Annotated in this window: 17 protein-coding genes and 1 tRNA gene; 6 read left to right on the top strand and 12 right to left on the bottom strand. The window is 71.1% G+C overall.

The window, feature by feature from the left end; translation table 11 throughout:
* Positions 1-54: 54 nt before the first annotated feature.
* From ehuA to ehuB, 4 genes are read right to left on the bottom strand one after another with little or no spacing between them, the layout of a single operon-like run.
* Positions 55-867 (bottom strand): ectoine/hydroxyectoine ABC transporter ATP-binding protein EhuA, encoded by an 813-nt coding sequence (gene ehuA, locus AB0M26_RS22850; protein ID WP_365263664.1) that lies wholly within the window; start codon positions 865-867, stop codon positions 55-57.
* Complete coding sequence (ehuD, locus tag AB0M26_RS22845; RefSeq protein ID WP_365263663.1) at positions 857-1507, bottom strand: ectoine/hydroxyectoine ABC transporter permease subunit EhuD; 651 nt, start codon at positions 1505-1507, stop codon at positions 857-859. The genes ehuA and ehuD overlap by 11 nt, the downstream gene beginning before the upstream one ends.
* Entirely contained in the window at positions 1504-2244 is a 741-nt protein-coding gene (gene ehuC, locus AB0M26_RS22840) for an ectoine/hydroxyectoine ABC transporter permease subunit EhuC (RefSeq protein WP_365263662.1), read from the bottom strand. Before ehuC ends, ehuD begins: the two co-directional genes overlap by 4 nt.
* A complete protein-coding gene (gene ehuB / locus AB0M26_RS22835; protein ID WP_365263661.1) occupies positions 2241-3152 on the bottom strand; it encodes an ectoine/hydroxyectoine ABC transporter substrate-binding protein EhuB in 912 nt (303 codons plus the stop codon). Before ehuB ends, ehuC begins: the two co-directional genes overlap by 4 nt.
* Positions 3153-3270: 118 nt before the next feature.
* On the opposite strand from ehuB, the gene AB0M26_RS22830 reads away from it, so the two are divergent.
* A complete protein-coding gene (locus tag AB0M26_RS22830; RefSeq protein WP_365263660.1) occupies positions 3271-3774 on the top strand; it encodes a DUF3830 family protein in 504 nt (167 codons plus the stop codon).
* On the opposite strand, the gene AB0M26_RS22825 is transcribed toward AB0M26_RS22830, so the two are convergent.
* Positions 3752-5158, bottom strand: a complete 1407-nt coding sequence (locus AB0M26_RS22825) for an amidase (protein ID WP_365263659.1) — start codon at positions 5156-5158, stop codon at positions 3752-3754. The genes AB0M26_RS22830 and AB0M26_RS22825 overlap by 23 nt on opposite strands.
* A 369-nt stretch (positions 5159-5527) precedes the next feature.
* Positions 5528-6493, bottom strand: coding sequence for a D-2-hydroxyacid dehydrogenase (locus AB0M26_RS22820; RefSeq protein ID WP_365263658.1), 966 nt, complete (start codon positions 6491-6493; stop codon positions 5528-5530).
* A 224-nt stretch (positions 6494-6717) separates the two neighbouring features.
* Between AB0M26_RS22820 and AB0M26_RS22815 the strand changes: the two genes are divergently transcribed.
* The 3 genes from AB0M26_RS22815 to AB0M26_RS22805 all read left to right on the top strand — a co-directional run bounded on the left by AB0M26_RS22815 (position 6718) and on the right by AB0M26_RS22805 (position 10650).
* Positions 6718-7659 (top strand): decarboxylase, encoded by a 942-nt coding sequence (locus AB0M26_RS22815; RefSeq protein WP_365263657.1) that lies wholly within the window; start codon positions 6718-6720, stop codon positions 7657-7659.
* Positions 7660-8303: 644 nt separating this feature from the next.
* Entirely contained in the window at positions 8304-9038 is a 735-nt protein-coding gene (locus tag AB0M26_RS22810) for a decarboxylase (protein WP_365263656.1), read from the top strand.
* Positions 9039-9522: 484 nt separating this feature from the next.
* A complete protein-coding gene (locus AB0M26_RS22805; protein WP_365263655.1) occupies positions 9523-10650 on the top strand; it encodes an LLM class flavin-dependent oxidoreductase in 1128 nt (375 codons plus the stop codon).
* Positions 10651-10674: 24 nt separating this feature from the next.
* Here AB0M26_RS22805 and AB0M26_RS22800 read toward each other — a convergent pair whose 3' ends face one another.
* Positions 10675-12648 carry an EAL domain-containing protein gene (locus AB0M26_RS22800; RefSeq protein WP_365263654.1) on the bottom strand — a complete coding sequence of 658 codons (1974 nt, stop codon included), beginning with the start codon at positions 12646-12648 and terminating at the stop codon, positions 10675-10677.
* Between AB0M26_RS22800 and AB0M26_RS22795 the strand changes: the two genes are divergently transcribed.
* Together AB0M26_RS22795 and AB0M26_RS22790 are read left to right on the top strand one after the other, a co-directional pair.
* Positions 12647-12901 (top strand): hypothetical protein, encoded by a 255-nt coding sequence (locus AB0M26_RS22795; RefSeq protein ID WP_365263653.1) that lies wholly within the window; start codon positions 12647-12649, stop codon positions 12899-12901. The genes AB0M26_RS22800 and AB0M26_RS22795 overlap by 2 nt on opposite strands.
* 413 nt (positions 12902-13314) lie before the next feature.
* Positions 13315-14559 (top strand): M6 family metalloprotease domain-containing protein, encoded by a 1245-nt coding sequence (locus AB0M26_RS22790; protein ID WP_365263652.1) that lies wholly within the window; start codon positions 13315-13317, stop codon positions 14557-14559.
* Positions 14560-14677: 118 nt separating this feature from the next.
* On the opposite strand, the gene AB0M26_RS22785 is transcribed toward AB0M26_RS22790, so the two are convergent.
* From AB0M26_RS22785 to AB0M26_RS22765, 5 genes are all read right to left on the bottom strand, one after another.
* Positions 14678-14751, bottom strand: a tRNA-Lys gene (locus AB0M26_RS22785).
* A gap of 149 nt (positions 14752-14900) precedes the next feature.
* Complete coding sequence (locus AB0M26_RS22780) at positions 14901-15425, bottom strand: bifunctional DNA primase/polymerase (protein WP_365263685.1); 525 nt, start codon at positions 15423-15425, stop codon at positions 14901-14903.
* A gap of 614 nt (positions 15426-16039) precedes the next feature.
* The gene (locus AB0M26_RS22775; RefSeq protein ID WP_365263651.1) at positions 16040-16405 is read right to left on the bottom strand and encodes a hypothetical protein; all 366 of its coding nucleotides are present in this window, start codon (positions 16403-16405) and stop codon (positions 16040-16042) included.
* Positions 16406-16899: 494 nt separating this feature from the next.
* Complete coding sequence (locus tag AB0M26_RS22770) at positions 16900-18252, bottom strand: AAA domain-containing protein (protein ID WP_365263650.1); 1353 nt, start codon at positions 18250-18252, stop codon at positions 16900-16902.
* A gap of 70 nt (positions 18253-18322) precedes the next feature.
* Positions 18323-19882, bottom strand: a complete 1560-nt coding sequence (locus AB0M26_RS22765; RefSeq protein WP_365263649.1) for a hypothetical protein — start codon at positions 19880-19882, stop codon at positions 18323-18325.
* Positions 19883-20092: the final 210 nt, after the last annotated feature.

The raw sequence follows: 20092 nt of genomic DNA, 5'->3' as shown, positions 1-20092 counted from the left end.
CGCGCCACAATGGCATATGCCACAGTCATTCCGCGGAAGCCGGAGCTGCGGAATTCACAGCACGGCGCTGAGGAATTCGCGCGTGCGCTCGTGTTCCGGTTCGCTGAAGATCTTCTCCGGCGGACCCGATTCGATGACCCGGCCTGCGTCGAACATCAGGACGTCGTCCGAGATGTCCCGGGCGAAGTTCATCTCGTGGGTCACACAGAGCATGGTGATGTCCGTGGTGCGCGCGATGTCCCGCAGCAGATCCAGGACGCCCGCGACCAGTTCGGGGTCGAGCGCGGAGGTGACCTCGTCCAGCAGCAGCACCTGCGGCCGCATCGCGAGCGCGCGGGCGATGGCGACACGCTGCTGCTGTCCGCCGGAGAGCTGGGTGGGGTACTTGTCGATGTGCTCGGTCAGGCCGACGAGTTCGAGCAGCTCGCGGGCCCGCTGCTCCGCCTCGTCCTTGGACAGACCGAGGACGTGCACGGGCGCCTCGGTGATGTTCCGCAGCACCTTCATGTTGGGGAAGAGGTTGAACTGCTGGAAGACCATGCCGATCTTCTTGCGGATCTCCCGCTGGTGCTTGTCGGTCGCCGGGACGAGTTTGCCGTTCCGGTCCTCGTGGGTGAGGTAGTCGCCGGCGACCTTGATGGTCCCCTCTTCGGGCTTCAGCAGGGTCATCAGCAGGCGCAGGATCGTCGTCTTGCCGGAGCCCGACGGGCCGATCAGCGTCACGTGCTTGCCGGGCGCCACGGTGAAGTCCAGGTTGTCCAGGACGGTGGTGTCGCCGAAGCGCTTGGTCACGTGGTCGAACCGGATCAGCTCTGTGCCGTCCTTGCTTCCCGGGACGGGCGGGGTCTGGGTGCTGTCAGTGGACAAGACGACGCTCCAGGAATCGCATGAGAAGGGAAGCCGGGTAGGAGATCAGGATGAAGGCGACGCCGACGACCGTGTACGGCTCGATGTACTGGAAGGTCTCGGCCCCGAACAGGCGGGCCTGCTGCAGCATTTCCAGCACCCCGATGCCCAGCAGCATCGGCGTGTCCTTGAGCATCGCGATCACGTAGTTGCCGAGGGCCGGGACGACGCGGCGGATCGCCTGCGGCAGGATCACCGAACCCCAGGTGCGGGCGCGCGGCAGGCTCAGCGCGGTGGCCGCCTCCCACTGCCCGACCGGGACGCCCTCGATACCGGCCCGGTAGACCTCGGCGGTGTACGTCGAGTAGTGCAGGCCGAGGCCGATCACCCCGGTGGCCAGGGCGGTGGTCTGGATACCCCACTCCGGCAGCACGAAAAAGAAGAAGAAGAGCTGCACCAGCAACGGGGTGTTGCGGATGAACTCCGTGAAGATCCCCACCGGCCAGCGCACGAACCGGGTCGGCGTGCGCAGCAGCAGCGCCCAGACGAGGCCGAGCACGAAGGAGAGCAGGGAGCCCAGGACGGTCGCCTCGAGCGTGACCTTCACGCCGTCCCAGAACATCGGCATGAAGTCGCCGACTACGGACCAGCTCCAGTTCATCGCGCACCGCCCGTCATGTTGATGTTGGAGGCCTGCTCGGTCTCCTCACGGATGGCGAGCTTGCGGATGATCCCTCCGCCCTTCTCCGGCTTCTGTCCGATGCCGGCCTTGGCCCGGCGCTCCATCAACCGCATCACCCGGGTGAGGAGGAAGGCGAGGACGAAGTACATGACCAGGATGGTGAAGTAGATGCTGCCGCTCTCACCGGTCGCGAGCCGGGCGAGCTGCGCGGCGAACGAGATGTCGCCGACGCCGAGCAGTGAAACCAGCGCCGTGCCCTTGAGCAGCTCGATGAGCAGGTTGTTGAAGGGCGGCATCATCTCGGGGACGGCCTGCGGCAGGATGATCCGGCGCAGGCGCTGCATGGGCGTGAAGCTCAGCGCGATGCCGGCCTCACGCTGGGCCGGGGCCACCGCGGCGATGCCGCCACGGACGATCTCCGCGCCGTACGCGCCGTAGGAGAGGCCGAGCGCGAGGGTGGCCGCCCACATCGGCACCAACTGCCACTCGAACGCCAATGGCACCACGAAGAACAGCCAGAACATCAGCACCAGGGCCGAGGTGCCCCGGAAGACCGCCACGTAGAAGCCGGAGATGAACCGGAGGATCCAGAAGCGTGAGGTGCGGGCGATGCCGACCGCGAAGGCGACGACCAGGCCGAGCGCCGCGCTGTAGACGGTGAGCTGGACCGTGACCCAGATCCCCTTGAAAATGAGTTCCCAGAGTTGTGCTGTCATTTCTTGCACAGCTCCTCTGCGGTCAGTTCCGTCATCTCCGTGTCGGTGAATCCGAAAGGCTTGAGGATGCGCTTGACGTCGCCGTTCTTCTTCATCTTGTGCAGCTCGGCATTGAAGGCGTCCCGGAGTTTTGTCTCGCCGCGGCGGAACGCGAAGGCGCCCGCGCCGTACGCGGGCTTTCCATCCAGTTCCGGCAGGAAGGGCTTGGTTCCCTCCACCTTGGGATTCTTCGTCTGATTGATCACATTTCGGACGGTGAGGCTGGTGCCCGCAAATGCGTCGGCCCGGCCCTGTGCGACGGCGAGCAGGCCCGCCAATTGGTCCGGATAGATCTGGATTTCGCCTCTCGCGATTCCGGCGTCGACCGCGTAGTCGATCTCGGCGTACGCGGTGCCGCTGGCCAGTTTGGCGCCCGACTTCTTGATGTCGGCGTAGTTGTGGATGTTCTTCGGGTTCCCCTTGCGGACGATGAACGCGTCGAGCACCTCGTAGTCCGGATCCGCGAAGAGGACCTGTGCGCAGCGTTCCGGATTGACGAACATTCCCGCGGCGATCACATCGAACTGCTGTGAATTGAGGCCCGGAATCAGTGAACCGAATTCTGTCGGGACGGCCTGGACGTTCGGTACTCCCAGACGTTTGAAGATGACTTTGGCGAGCTCAGGAGCCTCCCCGGTGATCTCAGCCTTCTTGCTGATGTAGCCGAAGGGGATCTCGCCCGCGATCCCCAGCCGGACCGTGCCCTGAGCGCGCAGGCGCTCCAGCAGATTCCCGCCCTCCGTTGTGTCCGCGGTGGAAACCCGGCTGCAGCCGACCGCGGCCGCAGCGCCGATGGCAGCCATTCCCGCGAGCACGGAGCGGCGGCCGACACTTCTACCGATCATGTCGTTCCCCTGTGGTGGAGCCATGGCCGCGCGGCTACCCGAGACGGCGCGATTCATGCAGGCTGTTTTCAGCCCTCGATGCGAGCGCAGCTATTGACCGTTGGGCCACAATTGATCCCGTATCCGACCGAGAGGACCCACGATGGCCGACCGCTTCATCGAAGTCTCGCTCGACAAGCGCGGTGTCACCTGTATGGCAAAGCTCCTCGACGACCGCGCGCCCATCACGTGTGAGGCGGTGTGGAACGCGCTGCCGCTGGGCGGCGACGTCTACCACGCGAAGTATGCGCGGAACGAGATCTATGCCCTCCTGCCACCTTTCGCACCGGAGGAACCACCCCTGGAGAACCCCACCATCACTCCGATTCCGGGCGACCTGTGCTATTTCACCTTCACCGACACCCAGTTGGGCACGAAGTCGTACGGCTACGAGGTCGACGCAAAACATCAGGGCCGCGCTCAGGTCGTCGACCTCGCGCTCTTCTACGAGCGGAACAACCTGCTGATCAACGGTGATGCGGGCTGGGTCCCGGGCATCGTCTGGGGCACGATCGTCGAAGGCCTGGACCGCATGGCCGACGCCTGCCAGGACCTGTGGCGCGCGGGAGCGCTGGGCGAGACGCTCAACTTCCGCCGGGCGGGCTGATGTCGGCCGCCCCACTGGTGTAGAGCGCGTGCGCCGCGCGCAGGACCAGCGTGTCCGAGTGGCGCGCGCCCACCAGCTGCACACCGATCGGCAGCCCGTCGCGATCCGTACCGCATGGCACGCTCGCGGCGGGCTGCTGCGTCAGGTTGAACGGATACGTGTAGGGCGTCCAGCCCGTCCACCGATGATGGCCGGAACCCTTCGGAACCTCCGCCCCCGCCTCGAATGCGGTGATCGGCAACGTCGGGGTCACCAGCAGGTCGTAGTCGTTGTGGAAGCGGCCCATCCGCTGGCCGAGTGCCATCCGTACGTCCACCGCCGCCAGGTAGTCCAGCGCGCTGTACTGACCGCCCTGGGCCACGATCTCCTGGAGCCCGGGGTCGAGCAGCTCCAGCTGATCCGGGGTCAGGTGCTCCACCACCCGGGCCGCGCCGCTGAACCACAGCGTGTGGAACGCCTCCACGGGATCCTCGAAGTCCGGGTCCGCCTCCTCCACGCGGGCGCCCAGCTCGGCCAGCCGCTCCACCGCGCGCCCCACGGATTCTGCGACCTGAGGATCCACCGGGACGCGACCTCCGAAGGACGGCGAGTACGCGATGCGCAGTCCCTCGACGCCGCCGTCGATGCCGTCGCGGAAGCTCGCCGTCACCGCGTCGAGCTGCGACCAGTCCCGGTGGTCCGGCCCCGAGATCACATCCATGAGCAGCGCCGCGTCGAGCGCGTCGCGGGTCATCGGGCCGACGTGCGCCAGCGTGCCGAACGGGCTCGCCGGGTAGAGCGGCACCCTTCCATAAGTGGGCTTGAGCGCGAAGACCCCGCAGAAGGACGCGGGGATGCGGACCGAGCCGCCGCCGTCCGTCCCCAGGCTCAGCGGCCCCTCGCCGAGCGCGACGGCCGCGGCGCTCCCGCCGCTGGAGCCGCCCGCCGTGCGCTGCGGGTCGTACGGGTTGCCGGTCACCCCGTCCCGCGGGCTGTCCGTCACGCCCTTCCACCCGAACTCCGGCGTCGTCGTCTTGCCCAGGAAGACCGCGCCGTTCTCGCGCAGCCGGGCGACCGAGGGCGAGTCCTCGTCCCAGGCCCGGCCCTCCGCGCGGACGGTGCGGGAGCCGCGGAAGGTCGGACCGCCGCGCTGCAGCAGGATGTCCTTCACCGACACCGGTACGCCGTCCACCAGTCCACCCGGCTCGCCGCGGCGCCACCGCTCCTCCGACTCGGCGGCCCGGGCGAGCGCGTCCTCGGCGTCGACCCGTACGAAGGCGTTGACGGCCGGTTCCGTCCGCTCGATCCGCGCGAGGGCGGAGCGGGTGGCTTCCACCGGGGAGAAGGCTCCGGAGGCGTACCCGGCCAGAAGCTCGGTTGCGGTGAGATCGGCGAGATCGGTCATCGACCCTCCATGGGTGGGCACCGGCGGGGCCGGTGGGTGGTGCGGGCGTGCGGCGGGCCTGCGACGGGAGCCGCGGGGGCCGGGGCTCCCGTACCGCGAGGGCCCGGGCGCCGGGAGGCCGGGGCGGGAGGCCCGCGGCGGGGTCGGGAGCCGAAGGCGGAGCGCGGCCGGATCCCGTTCGGGTCTGGTTCGGGTTTGGTTCGGCTCCTGTTCGGGTCCGGTTTGGATCTGTTTTAGGAGTGTTCGGATTGGGTTCGGATCCGGGTGCGGAGGGGGTCGGGACGAGGCCGGATCGCGTGCGCGTGCGCGTGCGTGTGGCTGGGGCTCGGGTCGGTCCGGCGGGCCAGGACCCCGTGGCCCCGATCCGCGTCAGGTCACCGGGACGTAACCCAGCTTCTTGTCCACGACATTGAGCAGCGGCTCCCCCGCCACCCAGCGATCGAAGTTGTCCAGGAACTGCTCGGACAGGGCATCCCTCCAGCCCACCGTGTCCCCGCTCATGTGCGGGGACACGAACAGCCCCGGCACGTCCCAGATCCGGTCGTCCGCTGCCAGAGGTTCGCTCTCGAACACGTCGAGAGCGGCGCCGCCGATCGTCCGCCGCAGGACCGCGTCGACAAGATCCTTCTCCACCACGAGCGGGCCGCGGCCCACATTGATGAACCGCGCAGACGGCCTCATCCGGGCGAAGGCGGATGCGTCGAACATGCCCTTTGTGTCTTCTGTGAGGGGCGCCGCGCAGACCACCCAGTCGGCCGACGGCAGCAACCCGGACAGCGCAGCGCTGCCGTGCACCCTCCCGAACTCCGGATCATCGCTGCGCTCCGTACGGCCGACGAGCCGCGCCTCGACTCCGAGCGCCGCGAGGGTCCGGGCGATGGCCCGCCCGATCGGCCCCGATCCGACGACCACGGCTCTCGTGCCGGCCAGCCGCATCGTCTCCCGGTGTTTCCAGCGCCGCTGCCGCTGCAGCTCCCAAGTACCGCTGAAATCTTTGGCCATAGCAATGACCAGCCCGGCCACGTACTCGGCGATCGGTTGCTCGAAGACTCCCCGGGCATTGGTGAGGACCGTCTCGGACTCGGTCAGCTCGGGGCAGAGGAGGCGGTCGACGCCGGCACTCGCCGTATGGACCCAGCGCGGGCGCGGGCCCTCGCCCGGCCAAGCGTTGCGCACGGCGTCGGAGGTGAAGTCCCAGACGAGCAGCGCGTCGGCGGTCGGCAGCAGGTCGGGAAGACTCTGCTCATCAGCGAAAACGACGCGGGCGCGGCCGGCGACGCGGTCCAGCTTGGGCGTCGGGTCGGTGCCGAAAACGAGAAGGACCTGTTCGGACATGGGCGGGACACCGTTTCGAAACGTAGATCGGATTCCCTCTCTCGAAGAGAGAGCGGTGAACGGCCTTAGATGCGAGGATTGACCACGCTAGGGAGCGGAAACTACCTTCGTCAACACGGGCTTCTGTCCCACATCCCTGTCCCGACGTCCCGGCGTGCACCGGCTCTCTTGATCTGCCGTTTTCTGCGGCCATCGGCCCAGCCTCCGTCGTATTGGGGCTTGAAATGGACGTCTCCTTTCTGGGCGGCCCACACCCACAGCGCGGTGTGGGCGTCGTCGCACCATTCGACTTCGCGCTCGACCGTGAACTGTGGCGCTGGGTTCCGGACGACGTGTCGCTCCACCTGACGCGAACTCCTTTTGTACCGGTCGAGGTCAGCCTTGACCTCGCCCGGCTCGTCAGTGAGCACGAGACCCTGCGGGAGGCGGTGCGGGCCCTCGGCGCGGTCGCGCCGGAGGTCGTCGCGTATGCCTGCACGTCGGGCAGCTTCGTCGCGGGTGTGGCCGGAGAGCGCGGCATGTGTGCCGCGATGGAACAGGCCGGGGAGATGCCGGCGCTGACCACCTCGGGCGCTCTGCTCGACGCGCTGCACGAGATCGGCGCGCGGCGCATCGCCCTGGTCACGCCGTATACGAGGTCCGTGACGACCTCGCTCGAGGACTACCTCGCCGAAGGCGGCGTCACCGTCACCGGCCGGGCCTACCTCGGGCTGACCCGCCACATCTGGAAGGTGCCGTACCGGGACGTGGTCGACATGGCGCGGCAGGCGGTCGTCGGCGCGGCGGACGCTCTGTTCATCAGCTGCACCAACCTGCCGACGTACGACGTGATCCCGCAGCTCGAGGCGGAGCTGCGCATGCCGGTGCTCTCGGCCAACCAGGTGACGATATGGGCTGCGCTGCGCCGGATCGGCGAGCGGGCGGTCGGCCCGTACCAGGCGCTGCTCGATCCGGTGGCCAGGCGCGGGCCCGCGGCGATGTCCTCGCCGCCGCCGCCCGTGGAGCTGGCTCCGGAGCCGCACGTTCCGCCGCCGGAACCCGCACCTCCCGAGCCCGAGGCGGCCTTCGCCGGGTCGCCGGGAATTCCGGAACCGGAGGCGGTGGACGGCCTCGAACCGCCGCCGTATCCCTTCCCGGACGAGCCCGGTGGGATCCCGCCGACCTGACGGGCCGGCAGTGCCGAAAGGGCGCAGGGCTGAGGGCGCAGGGCCGACAGGGCGGCCGGGCAGGCGGCCGGGGCGACGGGCAGGTGGCCGGATCCTCGGGTGGGTGGCCGGGGCGACGGGTGGGTGGCCGGGGCGACGGGTGGGTGGCCGGGTCGTCGGGGCGGAGCCGTCGACGGGCAGGCGGCCTGGCGGTTCGCGAAGCGCGCGTCGGCGCGCGTGACGTGCACCACATGGCGCTGGGGTGCACGGGCACGGGCCACGAGCCAGGCGTTACGAACGTGCGGCGCCGGGTGCTCGGGGTGGTGGCTGCCTCTGTCCGGTGCCCGCGAGCGTACGGGCTTACGGGCGCGGCGGGACCGCGGGAGCCGCGGGAGCTGCGGGAGCCGCGGGAGCCGCGGAGCGGGCGGCCGGGGCGGCAGGGCCGACGACACGGTCGGGTTCACTCGGTCAGGGGAGGCCGGAGGTGGAACCTCGCGACCTCGACCGGTGTATTGAAAGCAGTTGGGCAGCGCGACGGGGCGGGGGTGCCGCCGCGGTGAGCGTCGGACAGAGACCGCACCATGAACAGATACAGACCCGGACACGGTTCGCAGACACAGTTCGCAGACACGGATCACAGACACACGCACGACGCGGAGGTGGAGATGACGCACGCGACGACAGGGCCCGCCGTGGGATTCCTGTACCCCGGATATTCCGCGGAGGACGACTATCCGCGGATCGAGGAGATGCTGGCCGCCGGCGTCCGGCTGCCTCTGATCCACACGGATATCGGGGAGGACGCCCACCGCGTCGACGCTCTCCTCGAGATGGGATCGGCGGCCCGGCTCGCGGCGGGGGTCCAGGAGCTGAAGTCGCGCGGTGCGCAGGCCGTGGTCTGGGCGTGCACGAGCGCGAGCTTCGTCTTCGGCTGGGAGGGTGCACGTGAGCAGGTGCGCGAGCTGTCGGAGACGGCCGCGCTCCCCGCCTCGAGCACGTCCTTCGCCTTCGCCCACGCCATCCAGGCGCTGGGGGCCGAACGGGTCGCGATCGCAGCCACCTATCCGGAGGACGTTGCCGAGCACTTCACGGCCTTCCTCAAGGCCGCGGGTGCGGAGGTGGTCGCGATGCGCGGCAGCGGCATCATCACCGCGGCCGAGGTCGGCACCTGGGGACAGGAAGAGGTGCTGGAGCTTGCCCGCGCGGGTGACCACCCCGACGCTCAGGTCGTTCTGCTCCCGGACACGGCCCTGCACACCGCTGCCTATCTGGTCGACCTCGAGGCGCAGCTCGGCAAGCCGGTGCTGACCGCCAACCAGGTCACGGTCTGGGAGGGACTCCGCCTCCTGGACCGCACGGTCTCCCGCCCGAACCTCGGCACGCTCTTCACCAAGGGCTGACCGCCGCGACCATCCCCTGCCCTGCCCGGTGTCACTCACCCGCACCGGGCTGGGCCAGGCCCGCACCGGGCTGGGCCGGGCGAAAGCCGCAGGTGTCCTACCGGAGCCGTCATCGGCGAGCGATCGGACGGTTGGGCGGTGAGGTGCCGAGTGGTCGGGCGGTACGAGGGGCCGGGCGTTTGGGCGAATGACGGGCCGAGTGGTCGGGCGGTCGAGACCCTGCTGCGTCGGGCTGCCGCGCGTGGCTGCGTCGGCTGACCGCCGGGGAGGGAAGGAGCGGGGCCGGCGAATGGTGTGGGCGGCAGCGCATCGGACGCGAACGGGGGCAGTGCCCAGGGGGACGGGGAGGAGGGCCCGGATGAACAGAGGAGTCGAGGCGTGAGCCGGACCGGCGGAGCCATGTCACACGACTCCCGGGAATGAACCGGAGTCGCTCTCCGGTTGTCGGTGGGTGTCAGCAGAACGACCAGAGAGGGCAGGCAGCATGGGCATACCGCATGCAACCATCCGAGGCACGGCCCCCGGCACCGCCCCGGTTCCGCTGTCCGTACTCGACCTGGCGACTGTCGGCACCGGACTGACGGCCACCGACGCGCTGCGGACCAGCGTCGAGCTGGCCCGGGCCGCGGAGCTGTTCGGCTTCCACCGCTTCTGGGTCGCCGAGCACCACTCCATGCCCGGTGTCGCCAGTTCATCTCCGGCCGTGATCCTCGCCCACCTCGCCGCCCACACCGACCGCATCCGGCTGGGCTCCGGCGGAGTCATGCTGCCCAACCACGCTCCGCTGGTGATCGCCGAGCAGTTCGGGACGCTGGAGGCCTTGGCTCCCGGCCGGATCGACCTCGGGCTGGGCCGGGCCCCCGGCACGGACGGGGCCACGGCGGCCGCGCTTCGCCGCGCGGACCGGCGCGGGGCCGAGGTCGGAGAGGCGTGGGGAGAGGGGGCCGATGAGTTTCCGCAGCAGCTCGCCGAGTTGATCCGGTTCCTGGACGACGACTTCCCGGACGGGCACCCCTACCGCCGCATCCACGCCGTGCCTGGGCCCGTTCAGGCAACGGCTCCCGGCGGGGTGCAGTCGCCCGCGCGGCCGCCGGTGTGGCTGCTCGGCTCCAGCGGCTTCAGCGCACAGCTCGCCGGTCGGCTCGGCCTGCCCTTCGCCTTCGCCCACCACTTCTCCGCTGCCAACACGCTTCCGGCCCTCGACCTGTACCGCGAGTCGTTCCGGGCCTCGGAGGTGCTCAGCGAACCGTATGCACTCATCGGTGTCTCCGTGCTCGCCGCGGACGACGAGAGGGAGGCCCGGCGTCAGGCGCTGACGGGTGCCCTGTCGATGGTGCGGCTGAGGACCGGGCGCCCGGGGCTGATCCCGTCGCCGGAGGAAGCCGAGGCCTACGAATGGAGCCCGCTGGAGCGGGAGTTCGCCGACGGCTGGCTGGCCAACGTCGTCCACGGCGCGGCGGAGGAGGTGCGCTACGGCCTGGACGCCCTGGCCAAGCGCACCGGTGCCGACGAGCTCATGATCACGACGAATGTGCACACCCCGGCGGCCCGTCTCCGCTCGTACGAGCTGATAGCCGGGGCCTACGGGTTGCCGGACTCGTCGGTGGGCTGAGGGTTCGGTGCCGCCCGGCCGGACTCACGCCCCGCCGAGCAGCGCCGGAATGCACTCCGGCGGCACCGGCCGGGAGTAGAACCAGCCCTGGCCGGTGTCGCAGCCGATGCGCCGCAGGCGTTCGGCCTGGTCGGCGCTTTCCACGCACTCCGCGATCACGGTGAGACCGAGCCGGTGCGCGAGCTGCACCATCGCTTCGACGATCGTCTCGTCCGCCGGGTTGGGGTGCGCCTCGTCCTGGAAGCCGCGAACGAAGGAGCCGTCGAGTTTCAGTACGGACACCGGTAGCCGGCTGAGGTAGGCGAGATTCGAGTAGCCGGTCCCGAAGTCGTCGATCGCGATCGAGACACCCATGTCGCTCAGTGCCTGGAGGGCCTGCAGGGGTCGCCCCGCGGAGCCCATGACAGCCGATTCGGTCAATTCGAGTTGCAAGAGCTCCGGCGGCAGCCCGGTCTCCTCCAGGATCCCGGCGACGTCCGCGACGAGGTCCGAGTCCCACACCTGCCGTACGGCCACGTTGACGCTGACGAAGACCGGTGGCGCGTCCGCGTGCTCGAGCTGCCAGCGCCGCGCCTGGCGGCAGGCCGTCTCCAGGACCCACCGGCCGAGTTCGACGATCGAGCCATCCTCCTCCGCCAGACCGATGAACCGATTCGGCGCCAGCGTGCCGAACTGCGGGTGCCGCCACCGGACCAGTGCCTCGACACCCCGAACCGCCCCGTCGCCGAGCCCGACCAGTGGCTGGTATTCGAGCGTGAACTCCCCCCGCTCCACGGCCGGCCGCAGCATGCTGGACAAGGCCTGGCGCGTCATCATGTGGGCGTTGCGCTCGGGGTCGAAGAGCGTCCAGCGGGCCTTCCCGTCGGACTTCGCCCAGTACAGCGTGGTGTCCGCGGCCTGCATCAGCGCGGTCGCACTCGTTCCTGCGACCACCCGTTCCACCACGCCGATGCTGGCCGACACCGACAGCCGCTGACCGGCCAGGTCGAACGGCTGCTGCAGCGTGGTCAGGACGGAACCCGCGAGCGCCGACACCTGTTCCGTGCCGGTGGAGTCCTCGACGAGCACGGCGAACTCGTCGCCGCCGAGCCGTGCGACCAGGTGGCCCCCGCGCCTGCCGTACCCGGCCTGGTCCGCGCACTGGACGAGCCGCTGGGCCACCGCCCTCAGCAACTCGTCGCCGACCCGGTGCCCCAGCGTGTCGTTGATCGCCTTGAAGCCGTCGAGGTCCAGATAGCAGAGACCGATCCGGCCGGTACCGCCGCGGGCATGCGCCTCGGGGCCCAGGGCCGCCGCCAGCCGCTCGAAGAAGAGGGCCCGGTTGGGCAGCCGGGTCACCGGGTCGTGCATCTGCAGATGGCGCAGCCTCGCCTGAAGGTCGCGCCGGTCGGTGATGTCGGCCACCGACAGTAGGGCCCTGCCGCGGTCGGGGAGGGAAGCGACGGTGACCTCGGTCCACAGCGACTGGCCGTCCGGTCCCTTGAGTGGCCGGGTGCAGTGCAGCGGTTCGGCGCGACCGCGCAGGACCTCGCCGTAGGCGGTCCAGACGCGGGAGTCGTGGCCCAGGTCGACGAGGTCCGAGGCGGCCTCGTCGGCGAGACGGGCGGGGTCGGTGCCGAGAAGAGCCGCGAGCGCGCGGTTGGCTGCGATCACCCGGCCGTCACGGCCGACCACGGCCATCGCGAGCCGGGCGGCGTTGAAGGCGGCCTGGATGTCGTGGGCACGTGGGTCGCGCGGTCCGGCGTCACGGATCGCGGCACTTCGGCGGGCTCCGGTCGCCCCTCTCCCGACGATCGCTCCTCGCCCGGGGTTCGCCCCTCGCCCCGGGTACGTCCCTCGCCCCGGGTCCGTACCGGCACCCACCATCGCCCCGGTCCCGTATCCGCGGGCGATGCCGCTCCGGGCCACGAATCCCGTACCGGCACCCGTTGCGGCGCTCGTGCCGGTGCTTGTCCCTGGCCCGGCCTCGCGCGTCATCCCGGTAAGGAAGGCGGCCATGGTTCCCGTCGTCCGGGCGGTACCCGTCGCGCATCCGGCTCCGGTGCCGCCGCCGTCGGCAATCCCGGCCGCCAGGCCGGCTCTGGCACCGGTCGCCCCCATCGCAACCACGCCGACCCCCGCTCCGGTCACCGCCGCAGTCCCGGTCGCCGGCAAGAACGCCGAGCCGGTCCCGATCCCCGATCCGCTGGCCCCCGTCGCGGCTCCGCTGCCGGTCACCGTGGAGACCGGACCGGAGGGCCTCCGTCCCTGACTACGGTCGGTGACCGTCGGCGGGATGCGGCGGGGCATAGGGCCCGGTCCGTCGGGGGATTCGCTCACCGGTCGCTCCCGCAGAGCACTCGTCACGTACAGATTCGCAGTTGTGGTCCGGCCGTTGGCGAACGGCCGCCCATGGAGGAATCCGCGCTGGAAATGTGCCGATCATAGAGGTTCGCGCAACGGCCGTTCCAGTAACGGGCCCGTGGGTCCGTACGGCGGTGACGAGTGGACGATCGTTTCTGCGCGCCTTCTGAGCGGCTCTGCATCTCCCGGACCGGTGATGACTTTCTGTTATGTATGAACATGCTCGCGCAGCTCACTCGACCAGGTCAGCGGAACAGGGCACCGGTGGACAAATCCCCGCAAGGTGGATGAGGTGTCCCGATTCCGTTCCGGGAGGTCGACGTGCCGCGTCCGCAGACACCCGGGCGAGTGGACCGGTCGCGATTGCGCAGCCTCGCCGCCGCGTTCACCTCCCTGACTGCGGTCATCGCCACGTCGCTCGTCGCGGGTCCTGCCTCCGCCGTCAGCCCCGCCGGGCCCTGCGCTCTGGAGCGCACCGACGACCACCACTCCGAGGGCACCGACACCTGGAACGCCGCGTATCCGCGCCCGGTGCGGCGCCTCGACGCCGTCATGGTCTTCCTGTCCTTCCCGGACTCGGAGCCCCAGGTCGAACCCGCCGAGCTGGCCGCCGACTACTTCCCCGACACCTCCCGCTTCTTCGAGCGCGCCTCCTACGGCCGGTTCCGCCTGCACGCCGACCCCATGCGCTCCTGGGTGCGGATGCCGCGGTCGTCGACCTCGTACGGGATAAAGCGCGACTGGGATCCGGGCCGGCGCTCCGCCTATCTGCGCGACGCCGTCGCCGCCGCCGATCCCCACGTGGACTTCCGCCGCTACGACGTTGTGTATCTCGTCGCCGACCCCGATGCGCCCGGCGTGGACTCCGACGCCACCAAGGTCGTCAACTTCGACCAGCCGCTGCGCGCGGACGGCACCGATGTGCGCCGGGTCGTCACCGTTTTCGAGGAGCATCCACCCGACCGGAACGTCCTCGCCCATGAGACCGGGCATGTATTCGATCTGCCCGATCTCTATCACCGGCCCAGGGACGGCAAGAGTGACTGGGACACGTATGTCGGCGACTGGGACCTCATGGGCAGCCAGTTCGGGCTGGCGCCGGAACCGATCGGCTGGCACAAGTGGAAGCTGGGGTGGCTGAGCCGGGACCAGATCGGCTGCGTCGATCACGGCGGTACGCATGTGCACAGCCTGGATCCGCTCGCCGCCCCGTCGAGCCGTGGCGCGGCCGAGGGTGGCAAGCGCATGGTCGTGATCCGTACGGGCAGCTCGACCGCGATCGCCGTGGAGGCCCGCGAGGCGCAGGGCAACGACAGCGAGACCTGTACCGAGGGTGTACTCGTCTACCGGGTGCGCAGCGCCATCGCCTCCGGTGGCGGTCCGGTGGAAATCCTCGACGGACACCCGGGCTCCTCGGCCTGTCCGGCCGCCTCCGTCTATCCGCCGCTGGCCGACGCGCCACTGCATGTGGGGGAGCGGCTGACCGACCGCGCCAGCGGGGTGGCGGTCGAGGTGCTCGGCACCGATGAGTCCGGCCGCTGGACGGTGCGGACCACCCTGCCGTGAGGACCGGGGCGGTCGGCGGGCCGTCCCGCGCAGACCGGTCCCGCGGGCTCCCGCAGAACATGACGAAGGGCTCTCTCGCGAAGGAGAAAGCCCAGGTCAACGGTTAGGACCGTATGTGTGCGCCGCCAGGGACTCGAACCCCGGACCCGCTGATTAAGAGTCAGCTGCTCTAACCAACTGAGCTAGCGGCGCCCGACGGGGAAGACACTAGCATCCGGATCCTGCGGAAAGAAAATCGATAAGTACAGGGGCACGAGCCGGGCGCGGCAGGGGTCCGAACCCGGCCCGAAACCCGCCCGCGCGCGGGCCTGACCTGGGTCTCCGGTCCCGATGGGGGAGCCTCAGCCGGACACCAGTACCGCGCTTCGGCCGGCCTGGACGCAGGCCCAAAGCAGCACCTCGGTGCCCGGCAGCCACGGGTGCCGTACCTCCGGCGCGACAAGCCAGCGCGAGCCGTCCGTCTCGGTGGAAGAGGGCGGACTCAGCGGCGGTACGGTCACCGCGTCGCCGGTGCTGTGGCACAGCAGCGGCGGCACCGTCTCGCCCCACTCGCCTCCCGGCTTCGTCGGCGGATCGCCCACCCAGCCGAGCAGGGCCGGGAGCCGATGAGCGGTGCCCGGCGCGGCGAACATCAGCATCCGGCCGCGGTGAGCCGCCACCGGCCCGGAGCCGCGGCCGTCGGACCACAGCCGGCTCAGCATCCGGCGGCCGAAGACCGCGGGCACATTGATCACATCGAAGACGGAGCCGCAGGGCAACACCACCGGGGCGGTGGGCCGGGTGGCCCAGAGCGCGAGCGTGCTGCGGGGGTACGAACTCGCCGAAGCGAGCCATTCGGCTCCGGCGGCGGTGACCCGGGCGGCCATGCCATCCGGAGCGGGCTCCGGACCGGCGGTCCCGCCGCTCCCGGCGTGCGTCCCGGCCTCGTCATGGGCCCCGGCCCCGCCGTGGGTCGCGGCCCCGCACCGGACCCCGGCCTCGCCGTGGATCCCGGCCACACGATGGCCCAGGACCCGGTCGTGGACCCCGTCCCCGTCGCGGCTCTGTGCCCGGTCGTGGACCCCGTCCCCGTCGCGGCTCTGTGCCCGGTCGTGGACCCCGTCTCCGTCGCGGCTCTGTGCCCGGTCGTGGACCCCGTCCCCTGCCCGGCCCCTGGACTCGCCGCGGACCGCCGCGAAGACATCGAGGCGCTGGTCGGTGCCGACGTGCCGGAGGTTCCGCTGCCAATCGCTCATGGCATATACACCTACGCGCAAGGCGCGCTCTGTTTCCGGATTTACCGGAAACCCGGATACGACAGGCTCCGATGGCGTACTGTGCGCGGCCTCACGGGGCGGGCCCCGACCGGCCTGCCAGGGAGGCGTCCCATCCGGGAGGCGGCCCGGCCGCTTCACCCCGTCTCCCAGGGCATGCCCACCCGGGACGCGACGGCCACCCGGGACGCGACGGCTTCCGGCCCGTACGAGCCTTGTCCGCCGGGCTACTCGGTCGCCGGGCCGCCCTCCAGCAGTTCGCGGCCGAACTCGATCATCTTCCGGGCGTAGTCCTCGCTCCAGTCGGCGCGCTCCGCGATCACCGCCGGGGAAATGCTGTCGAACCGCTTGGGGTCGGCAAGCTGGGCTGCCGCAATGGCCTGGAACTCCGTCGCGCGGTCCGCGGCCTCCTGGAACGCCACCGCCAGCTCCGTGGCCCTGGCCAGCAGCTCCCCGGGATCCTCCATCGACTCGAGGTCGAAGAAGTGCTCCTCGTCCTCCAGGGACTCCGGGGGTTCGAAGATCAGCGCCGCAGGACGCAGCCGCCGCTGCGGGTCGTCCGCCTGATGATGCGCCGGCCGCGGCTCCGACATGGACCTACCTCCGACGTTCTCCGACGCCGCCCGGTCCGGCCGGGGCGCCGATCGCTTCGTTCGCTGCCACGCTTGCTCTGCCCTCGCCCTGCGGGCCCGGGTCCGCCTTCATTGTCCCGCGCCTGGCAAGTCCCCACCGGAACGAGGGCGTCCGGTCGGGTGCCGCGGCCCGGGCCACGCCCCTGGCCCGGGCCCGCACGGCCCGCTGGCCAGCATGGTCGAGACCGCCACTGCGGCCCCCCGACGGCCATCCCTCGATACGGCATCCCTCGATGCGGGCATTCCTCGATGCCGGCATTCCTCGATACGGCCCGCCCTCGATACGGGCACCCCTCGGTACGGCCCGCCCTCGATACGGGCACCCCTCGGTACGGCCCGCCCTCGATACGGGCATTCCTCGGTACGGCCATCCCTCGATACGGCTCGCCCTCGATACGGCCATCCCTCGATACGGCCGTTCCTCGATACGGCCGTCCCTGCCCCCGTCGATGCCGTCACCCCGGCCCCCGCCACGGCACCCGGTGCTCGGCGAGGTGCGAGAGCACCGCGTGGTTCGCCTCCCAGCCGTCCGGGAACTTCACCGTCACCCCGAGCTGCACCGGGTCCGTGGACGGGTGCTCGTCGAGCAGATCGCTCACCCCGGCCCGGCACACCACGATGCACGCGTGCCGGTGGCGCGAGGCCAGCACGCACAGCCGTCCGGTCTCCAGATGGAAGGCCGTGGCGTCCGGCCGTCCCGAGAGCGGATGCAGCACGACCGTCACATCGAACTCCCGTCCCTGGAGCCGGTTCGCCGTGTCCACCGCGACGCCCGAGACGCCCAGTTCGCCGAGCGCGGCCCGTACGGCCGTCGCCTGGTCGCGGTGTGCGGTGCCGACCGCGATCCGGCCCGCGGTCAGCGGTACGGGCTCCTCGGCGCGCTCGCTGACCGCCGCCCCGCCGCGGTCCAGCAGACGCCGCACCACCGTGGCCACCGCCCGTACCGCCTCGGGGTCCGTGCGCGGGGTGCGCCGGGCGGGGAGCTCCAGCAGGCCCCATCCCGACTCGGCCGCCTCGTCCAGCACGAGGTCCGCCGCCGACCCGCCCGATGCGACGCCGAACGACAGCCGCCGGTCGCCGTGGTCCGTGCCGCTGCGGAACGGCGTGTACGGATAGAAGGCGGCCGAGACCAGCGGCGCTGCCGAGGCGGGCAGCCGCCAGGAGACCGGCAGGCGGTGCTGCGGCAGGTCCGGGTTGTGGGCGAGCAGGGTGGTCACGGCGCTGGCCGACGGGTCGTACGACAGGCCCGCCCACTGCTCGGCGCCCACCACGCTGAACGGGTCGAGCTGGCCCGGATCGCCCACGAACAGCGCCCGCTCGAACAGACTCGCCACCGCGAGCAGTGCGTCGGAGCGCATCTGGTACGCCTCGTCGACGATCGCATGCGGCCACGGCTCGATGCCCTTGGTGTGCGCCCACTTGGCCGCGGTGGAGATGACGATCTCCAGCCCCGACAGCTCGGCGGCCTTCGAGGACGTGACGACCGAGGGGTGTTCGTCGAGAACCGGGTCGTACGGGTGCGGCTCGCTGCTGTGCAGCCTCCCCACCGGGAGGTCCGGTTCGGCGGTCGCCAGCCGGTCGGCGAGGTCGTCCACTTGGGCGTTCGTCTGCGCGACGATCATCAACGGGCGCCCGGCGGCGGCCAGTTCCCTCGCCGCCCGCACGACGAGCGTCGACTTCCCCGCGCCGGGCGGCGAGTCCACGACCACGCCGCGCTGCCTGCCGTGCAGCGTGTCGTGCAGGATCTCCTCGGTGGCGCGGGCAGCGGCGGCAGCCGGGTCGACCGAGCGGTCTGTGGCATTCGTCACCGCCGCGCCTCCCCGGCGGAGGCGTGGTCGCGGTCCGGGGCGGAAGGCACGGACGTGGGCGGCGTGCTCGTCACAGGTAGTCCTCCGAGGTGACGGGGTCGGGGCTGTCGGCCGTCGCGGCCGCAGGCGGGCCACCGTGCGTCCACGGTGTGCTCTCCGGATCGGGCAACTCCGGGCCCCCGCGCGGCGCGTGCTCGAACACCGTCCAGCACACGTGGTCTCCCGGCTCCGGCACCGAACCCGGCTCGGGGGCCTTGCCGCGCCCCATTCCGCCCGTCAGACGCACCACCAGGCCGCCGTCCGGCTCGTGGCCCACGAACGTGGCGGTCTGGGTCCTACCGTCCGCCAGCGCGCGATGGACCTTCACGGACTCGGCCAGATGAGGCCGGTCACCGGTGCGGATCGTGACGAGCGGGCGCGGCCGTGGCACCTTCGTCTCGCTGTACGCCATCACCACATCGGTCACCTCACCGGCGAACGCCTCGCCCGCCATCCGCCGTCCGGCCATCACCAACGGGTCGTCCAGAGCCTCCTGCGCGTCGAGCAGCGCCTGGGCCGTCTCGCGCGCCGCCAGCTTCTGCGCGGCGGTGACCGCGTCGTCCCGCTTGGGCTGCGGAGGTTCACCCGCCCGTACGCGGTCGCGGTGGCCGGTGTAGGACCAGCGGTCCCGCTTCCACCGGTCGGCGACATGGCCGCCTTCGGGGAGGGCGCACAGCAGGTCGACGCCGCGCCACAAGGCATCCCACGTCGGCCGTAGCTGGGAGAGGAGAAGTTCGCGGATCTCCTCCTCGGCGCGGGCGACCGCCTTCGGTGCGTCCGAGGCGCGTGCCGCGTCGTAGCGGACCGTCGCTGGGGCGAGCAGCTTGTTGTCGAACACGGGGTCGGTGGCGGGTCCTGCGGGCGGGCACCGCAACAGCCCGTCGGGGCCGCGCTCCAGCTCCGCGCGCAACGCCGCCTCCGCGCCCGACTCGCCCTGCTCCGGTTCGATCCAGGCCAGGAGCGCGCCCAGGTGCTGGTCCTCCAGGTCGCTCTGGCCGGTCGCCCAGTGGCGCGACAGCACTCCGGTCATCGAGAGCAGCAGCGAGGACCCGGGAACGCGCGACCGTTCGCCGTAGTGCGTCAGCCAGCGGCCGAGCAGTGGCACGCGCGGCGGCGCCGGGTAGGGGGTGTCCGGGTCCTGCTCCGCGGTGCGGCGGAACCGCGTCGACCGGCCCAGGAGCCGTACGAACTCCACGGTGGCGGCGCTGGGGACGAGGAGTTGCGGGGCGTCCGTGCACAACTCGACCTCGACCGGGACCCTTTTGCCCGTCTCCGGGTCGGTCTCCTTGCGCTCCTCGGTCTCGACGCCGTCCGCGTACGCCTCGATGTAGGGCAGCACGGCGTCCGCCAGGTCGGAGAGGAACGCGAACCGCAGGTCGCGGTCGCGCGGCTGGGGCACGACCAGCAGCTGCGGAGCGTCGCGGTCCGTGCCGACCAGGGCGCCCAGCGGCGCGCCGGACTCGCCCGCGGTGGTCAGGGGGACGAACGCCAGCGGTCGGGCGGACAGATGACGGTGCCGCACGGTCGCCTTGGGGCGGGCACGACCGTCCCGAACGGCCTCCAGCCGGGCCAGGGTCGTGATCAGTGACATGCGAACTCCGGTCCCCCACGGCGTACATGGGCGGACCGGTCGGGGTGCGGGCGCCGTGCGAGCGGTCGGGTCAGCGGCATGGTGTGCCTCCCTGCCCGGCAGCGGCGGACCGGCGTCAGCGGCATGGTGTGCCTCCCTGCCCGGCAGCGGCGGACCGGCGTCAGCGGCATGGTGTGCCTCCCTGCCCGGCAGCGGCGGACCGGCGTCAGC

Origin of the sequence: Streptomyces sp. NPDC051776 (genome assembly GCF_040681345.1) — a bacterium.
Taxonomy (GTDB): Bacteria; Actinomycetota; Actinomycetes; order Streptomycetales; family Streptomycetaceae; genus Streptomyces.
The sequence above is the reverse complement of the archived record's forward strand: the minus strand, read 5'-3'. Positions and strand labels throughout refer to the sequence as shown.

What these genes read in the sequence shown, in the direction of transcription:
- AB0M26_RS22825 (WP_365263659.1), bottom strand. Translation starts at nt 5,158, where the DNA reads ATGACCGATCTCGCCGATCTCACCGCAACCGAGCTTCTGGCCGGGTAC.
- AB0M26_RS22775 (WP_365263651.1), bottom strand. Translation starts at nt 16,405, where the DNA reads ATGTCGGAGCCGCGGCCGGCGCATCATCAGGCGGACGACCCGCAGCGG.
- AB0M26_RS22830 (WP_365263660.1), top strand. Translation starts at nt 3,271, where the DNA reads ATGGCCGACCGCTTCATCGAAGTCTCGCTCGACAAGCGCGGTGTCACC.
- AB0M26_RS22800 (WP_365263654.1), bottom strand. Translation starts at nt 12,648, where the DNA reads ATGGCCGCCTTCCTTACCGGGATGACGCGCGAGGCCGGGCCAGGGACA.
- AB0M26_RS22795 (WP_365263653.1), top strand. Translation starts at nt 12,647, where the DNA reads ATGGTTCCCGTCGTCCGGGCGGTACCCGTCGCGCATCCGGCTCCGGTG.
- AB0M26_RS22780 (WP_365263685.1), bottom strand. Translation starts at nt 15,425, where the DNA reads ATGGCCGCCCGGGTCACCGCCGCCGGAGCCGAATGGCTCGCTTCGGCG.
- ehuB (WP_365263661.1), bottom strand. Translation starts at nt 3,152, where the DNA reads ATGGCTCCACCACAGGGGAACGACATGATCGGTAGAAGTGTCGGCCGC.
- AB0M26_RS22805 (WP_365263655.1), top strand. Translation starts at nt 9,523, where the DNA reads ATGGGCATACCGCATGCAACCATCCGAGGCACGGCCCCCGGCACCGCC.
- AB0M26_RS22765 (WP_365263649.1), bottom strand. Translation starts at nt 19,882, where the DNA reads ATGTCACTGATCACGACCCTGGCCCGGCTGGAGGCCGTTCGGGACGGT.
- AB0M26_RS22820 (WP_365263658.1), bottom strand. Translation starts at nt 6,493, where the DNA reads ATGTCCGAACAGGTCCTTCTCGTTTTCGGCACCGACCCGACGCCCAAG.
- ehuD (WP_365263663.1), bottom strand. Translation starts at nt 1,507, where the DNA reads ATGAACTGGAGCTGGTCCGTAGTCGGCGACTTCATGCCGATGTTCTGG.
- AB0M26_RS22815 (WP_365263657.1), top strand. Translation starts at nt 6,718, where the DNA reads ATGGACGTCTCCTTTCTGGGCGGCCCACACCCACAGCGCGGTGTGGGC.
- AB0M26_RS22810 (WP_365263656.1), top strand. Translation starts at nt 8,304, where the DNA reads ATGACGCACGCGACGACAGGGCCCGCCGTGGGATTCCTGTACCCCGGA.
- ehuC (WP_365263662.1), bottom strand. Translation starts at nt 2,244, where the DNA reads ATGACAGCACAACTCTGGGAACTCATTTTCAAGGGGATCTGGGTCACG.